Here is a 5,216-nt window from a genome sequence, read left to right as displayed (position 1 = left end):
AATGAGTGCTGAGTGCTGAGTGCTGAGTAATGAGTGCTGAGTGCTGAGTGCTGAGTAATGAGTGCTGAGTAATGAGTGCTGAGTGTTCTTGTGGCACAGGCATCCTGCCTGTGTATCAACTCTTACGTACAATTAATTGCGTACTTACACACGCTGTAGTATTGGCAGGTTAATAACAAACTCTGTATCTTGCCCTTCCGCAGAATGGCAGATAATTTCACCTTTATGTGCGTCCGAAATAATTTTATAGCAGATAGATAAACCCAAACCCGTCCCTTTACCCGGCGCCTTTGTTGTAAAAAATGGCTCAAAAATTTTGGGTAAAATCTCTGCCTTGATAGCAGCACCATTGTTAGATATTGCAATCACAATACTTGAATTTGAACAAACAGTGCGAATCCGAATATATGGGTATGTACATTTATTGCTACCTACTGTGTACACAGAATCTGAGTTCGTACTTGTAACAGGCGCCGTCAAGTAATTTGCAGGTTGATAGCTTGATGAGCTATTACTTAACTTCTGTTTTGTACCAGATTGTGTACTCTTAAATATACTTTCTTCAATGGCATCAATTGCATTTGCGATGATGCTCATAAATACCTGGGTTATTTGACCAGGGTAACATTCGACACTTGTTTTAAAATTGTACTCTTTAATAATTTGAATCGCTGGACGGTTTGGTTGTGGTTGGAGACGATGCTGTAAAAGCTGTATTGTACTGTCAATACTTTTATGTATATCAATCTTTTTATATTCTGGGCTATCTAAGCTGGAAAAACTCTGTAGTAATTTTACGATTTTCCGAATACGCTCGGCGCCTTCTCGAATTGATGCGAGCAACTTTGGAAAGTCTTGGCTAATGTATTCTAAATCAATCGCTGCCTGTTTTTGAATAATTTCTGGAACTGGTTGAGGATAGTGTTTTTGATATAAGTGTATTAAATCAAGAAGTTCTTCACCATACTCACTAGCTGGCTGAATATTACCATAGATAAAATTGTTGGGATTATTAATCTCGTGAGCGATACCTCCCACCATGCGACCTAACGAAGCCATTTTCTCATCTAAGATAAGTTGAACCTCCGCGCGTTTAAGCTCTGTTAAAGCTGCTTCGAGTTGTTGTGCTTTTTGTCGTTCTTGGGTTTCGCTTATTTGTAAAGCTGTTTCAAGAGATTTACGTTTGCTAATGTCGCGCGCTACCCACAATACTTTATTTTCTGTTATTGGTGAAACATTTGCACTAAACCACATCTTAATATTATTGTACTCCAAACAATACTCAAAACTAACAACTTGCTGCGTTTGCAGTGCTTGAGTGACTTTTTCTAACCATTTTGGCGCCGTTTGCGGTTGATGGAAAGCTTCGACTGTTTTACCAGCTAAATCAATCTTAAGTTGCTCTTCATAACCAGAATAAGTTGGTAATATCTGAACTGTGCCAATTTTGTTATTGTTTGTATCTACTACCAGTATAATATCGGTCATTGCTTCAAATAATGCCCGCATTTGCGCTTCAGAAGACTGCAACTTCATTTGATAAAGCCGACGTTCATTCACTTCACGCTGTAATTGCTGATTTAATTGTTTTAATTCCAATGTTTTCTCATCAACAATACCCTGTAATGTTTCTACTGTTTGTAACAGTTCTATACAGTTAATCTCCTCAACCATCTCAGCCTGATTGATTATTCCCACTAGAAAATTTTTGTCGTCTGTAACAACTAGGTGCCTGATTTTATGTCTTTGCATAACTTGATTTGCAGTCCACATCGAATCAGAATCTGTAATTTTTCTTAAAGGCGTACTCATCACTGTAAAAGCTTTTGTGTTCGCCAAATTTAATCCAAGACTACAAAACTGGAGAATATCCTTTTTAGTGGTAATTCCAAGTGGAATTTGATTAGATGAATCTTGATACTGACTATTTTCAACAATTACAACATAATTAGCTCGTTGTTGAGCCATGATTTTTGTCAATTCTAAAATAGAAGTGCTATTATAAGCACATATGACATGAGAAGACATTACTTCTCTTACCCTTTTGTGTCGAAGTAAATCTAGTGGTTGGATAATGTCTTGAACACTATGAGGAGTGATTACCCCTATCAAATTACCTTTGTCATCTATTACAGGAAGATGATGAATTTTATGCTTACTAAACTTACTGAGTGCAACAAATATATCTTGCGATTCTGTTTCTGTAATCGTTATCAATTCTTTACTCATCACACTATCAAGAGTGACGCTATTTAAGTCGATTTGATTTGCCGCCAGTCCTACCAAATCACTCTCGGTGAATACCCCTGTTAATTTTCCTAATGAAGAAATGCTAGCTTCTTGACTCACTATAAACAAATAACTAATGCAATTATCAGTCATTAATACTAGCGCTTCTGCTACCGTAATATTTGCTGTTGCGGTGAGTACGTGATGAGTAATAATCAAATCTTTTTTGTAGCCGAACATAAAGTGTGCTTATAAAATTAATTTTTCCTCCTTTCTACACCCAAGTTAGTAAAATTATTTATCGATTTCTTTTTCTTATTGCTAATTTACTAACTTTTAATCAGGAAGAAATAGGCTGGTTTATTCAATTTAATTAAAACAGTATTCTATGTCAAGAGTACTGTGGTAAATATTGTTACTATAAAAACACGTAGAGACGCGAAGAACATCGCGTCTCTACACGAGGGGGAGGAGGTATATCTACAATTCCATCCAAGTTAGGCATTTTTGCATCTGCTGCTTCATTGTTTGGGGGTCTGCATGGTATCTACGACCATGACCTGGTAACACCCATTCAAATGTATAGTTTGCTAGCTCGTGCATTGATTTTATCTGTTCTGAGTATGAGTACCAGCAGAAATCACGAAAAGCAATGAGTTGCTGATTTTCCTCTGACCATGCTAGATGGTCGCCAGTAAACAGATATTTATTTTTGTAAAGTAAAACTGTGTGTCCTTTACTGTGACCAGGTACGGGAATGATTAATATATCAGGCGCCAACTCTACATTTTCTGTTCCAGTTAGCTGAATTTCTACATCCCTCGTTCCCGACGTAATATCATCACTATGGAGAATTCGCTGACACTTAAAATGTTCAGCAAACTTTTTGTGGTCTGCTACGTCATCTCGGTGTGTTAGATACATATAGCGAATTCCTCCTAGTTGCTCCAGTTGCTTAACTAACGGTGGAGTAAACCTCGGTGAGTCAACTAAGATATTTCCTTCGGGTAATTTTATCAAGTAACTCGCGGCGCCATATGAGTTTTCTGAGTGATACCCACAGTGATAAACATTTTCTTCTATAAGTATGGGAAAAGTTTCTTGTGCGTCTTTAATGTCTCGCGGTTTTGAGACAGTACCTATCGAACCCGTTGGGCAAGATAATAAAGCTTGCAGTGCTAGTTTTCTTTCTGCTTCATTTTCAGGCTGATGATATACTGCCGACTGTTCGCCCGATTCTATAAATATATTAGGCGCCATCCATCTACAAGTATCACAATCTATACAGCTTGTATCAACGTAAAAATCGCCACTAACGTTTTCTGGGCGCCGATATTCTAAATGTGCCATGTTAAATCCTACGAGCCTTATTACTAGCTTAACAAATTCGTAGTCGTTATGAGTTCATTTTATTGAAAATAAATATATACGTTTTAAAAATCTATCTAAAAGAATAGATACAGCTACGCGATTTGAGGTGAGGATTTGCAGTACATAGCTGTGTAACCTGAGAATAGAACCAGCGTATTGCCAAGTTTATTTAAAATTGATTAAAGTATGCAAATTTATCTTGACTATAGTGCCACTACTCCAACTCGTCCAGAAGTCATTACAGTAATTCAATCAGTTCTCGCGCAAGAGTGGGGCAATCCGTCCAGCTTACATGAGTGGGGGCAACAAGCTGCTACAGTTATGGAAACTGCACGGTGTCAAGTTGCTTCTTTTGTGAATGCAACAGACCCTGAATCGATTGTATTTACATCAGGCGGTACAGAAGCAGATAATTTGGCGATTATGGGTATAGCACGCTTGTATAGTCAGCCTCAGCATCTGATTATTTCCAGCGTTGAGCATTCAGCAGTTACAGAACCCGCGCGCATGTTGGAATTATGGGGATGGCAGGTAACGCGGTTAGGTGTTGACGCGAAAGGACGAGTTAACCCGGAAGATTTAAAAGCGGCGATACAAGATAATACTGTATTGATATCTATAGTTTATGGGCAAAGCGAAGTCGGAACCGTTCAACCAATTGCTGAGTTATGTGATATTGCGCGCGCAAAAGGTGTGTTATTTCACACTGACGCAGTGCAAGTTGCTGGTCGTTTACCTCTTGATGTGCAATCAATACCTGTAGATTTACTCAGCTTATCAAGTCATAAAATATATGGTGCCCAAGGAGCAGGCGCCTTGTATGTTCGTCCAGGTGTTGAGATAGTGCCATTAATATTAGGTGGTGGACAAGAAACGCGACTACGTTCGGGAACACAAGCAGTTGCCATGATAGCTGGGTTTGGGTTAGCAGCAACGCTAGCAGAAAAAGAAATTATCAAAGAGGCGCCGAGATTAATAAAATTGCGTGATAGCTTATTTTCTCAACTATCAGATATTCCTGGTTTGATGGCAACAGGCGATTTATCACACCGTTTACCGCATCATGTTAGTATTTGTATAGAAACAGGTGATAGAGAAAAAATTAACGGTCGAAACTTAGTTAGACAAATGAACCTAGCAGGAATTGGGATTAGTGCAGGGTCAGCATGTAGCAGTGGTAAAATTAGTCCCAGTCCCATACTATTAGCAATGGGATATTCAGAAAAAGCCGCAACAGCTGGTATCAGAATGACACTAGGAAAAGACACCACACAAGAAGACATAGATTGGACAGCAATGGTATTAAAACAAATTTTATCAAGACTCCAAAAATAGAAACAACTCTTGTGGAACAGGCATCCCTGCCTGTTTTTATTATATTATGACAATAAATCCCTAACATTGAACCTCCCAACCTCACACCCCTCAATCATCACACTAACTTGTGAAGATAAATCGAAATCTTGGCGCCTTATATAAGTAGCTTCTTCACCAGAACTATCAGGTTGCGTATAAACTTCGATTTGTCGTTCAATCAAATTAACTATCCAATAAACGAAGGCAGAAGGCAGAGGGCAGAGGGCAGAAGGTAAGTTCAGATGGGGTTTCTGACCCCA

3 protein-coding genes and 1 pseudogene are annotated in these 5,216 nt (G+C 38.6%); 1 reads left to right on the top strand and 3 read right to left on the bottom strand.

The window, feature by feature from the left end; all coding sequences use genetic code 11:
• Nucleotides 1-144: 144 nt before the first annotated feature.
• Together AC2JBO_RS42865 and AC2JBO_RS42860 are read right to left on the bottom strand one after the other, a co-directional pair.
• On the bottom strand, nucleotides 145-2,469 hold the full coding sequence (locus tag AC2JBO_RS42865) for a CBS domain-containing protein (protein WP_496959713.1): 2,325 nt from the start codon (nucleotides 2,467-2,469) through the stop codon (nucleotides 145-147).
• Nucleotides 2,470-2,709: 240 nt separating this feature from the next.
• Complete coding sequence (locus AC2JBO_RS42860; RefSeq protein ID WP_496959712.1) at nucleotides 2,710-3,579, bottom strand: MBL fold metallo-hydrolase; 870 nt, start codon at nucleotides 3,577-3,579, stop codon at nucleotides 2,710-2,712.
• A 207-nt stretch (nucleotides 3,580-3,786) separates the two neighbouring features.
• On the opposite strand from AC2JBO_RS42860, the gene AC2JBO_RS42855 reads away from it, so the two are divergent.
• Nucleotides 3,787-4,935 (top strand): cysteine desulfurase family protein, encoded by a 1,149-nt coding sequence (locus AC2JBO_RS42855; RefSeq protein ID WP_496959711.1) that lies wholly within the window; start codon nucleotides 3,787-3,789, stop codon nucleotides 4,933-4,935.
• A gap of 44 nt (nucleotides 4,936-4,979) precedes the next feature.
• Here AC2JBO_RS42855 and AC2JBO_RS42850 read toward each other — a convergent pair.
• Nucleotides 4,980-5,216 (bottom strand): annotated as a pseudogene (locus tag AC2JBO_RS42850) (hypothetical protein); the annotation flags it as partial.

The sequence above is a fragment of the Calothrix sp. CBUCES-K 9914 genome (genome assembly GCF_059640475.1).
Note: the sequence above shows the minus strand (reverse complement) of the source record. Positions and strands in the feature narration are given on the sequence as shown.

Bases quoted from the DNA above. Each gene is read 5' to 3' on its own strand.
- AC2JBO_RS42865 (WP_496959713.1), bottom strand. From the start codon at position 2,469: ATGTTCGGCTACAAAAAAGATTTGATTATTACTCATCACGTACTCACC.
- AC2JBO_RS42860 (WP_496959712.1), bottom strand. From the start codon at position 3,579: ATGGCACATTTAGAATATCGGCGCCCAGAAAACGTTAGTGGCGATTTT.
- AC2JBO_RS42855 (WP_496959711.1), top strand. From the start codon at position 3,787: ATGCAAATTTATCTTGACTATAGTGCCACTACTCCAACTCGTCCAGAA.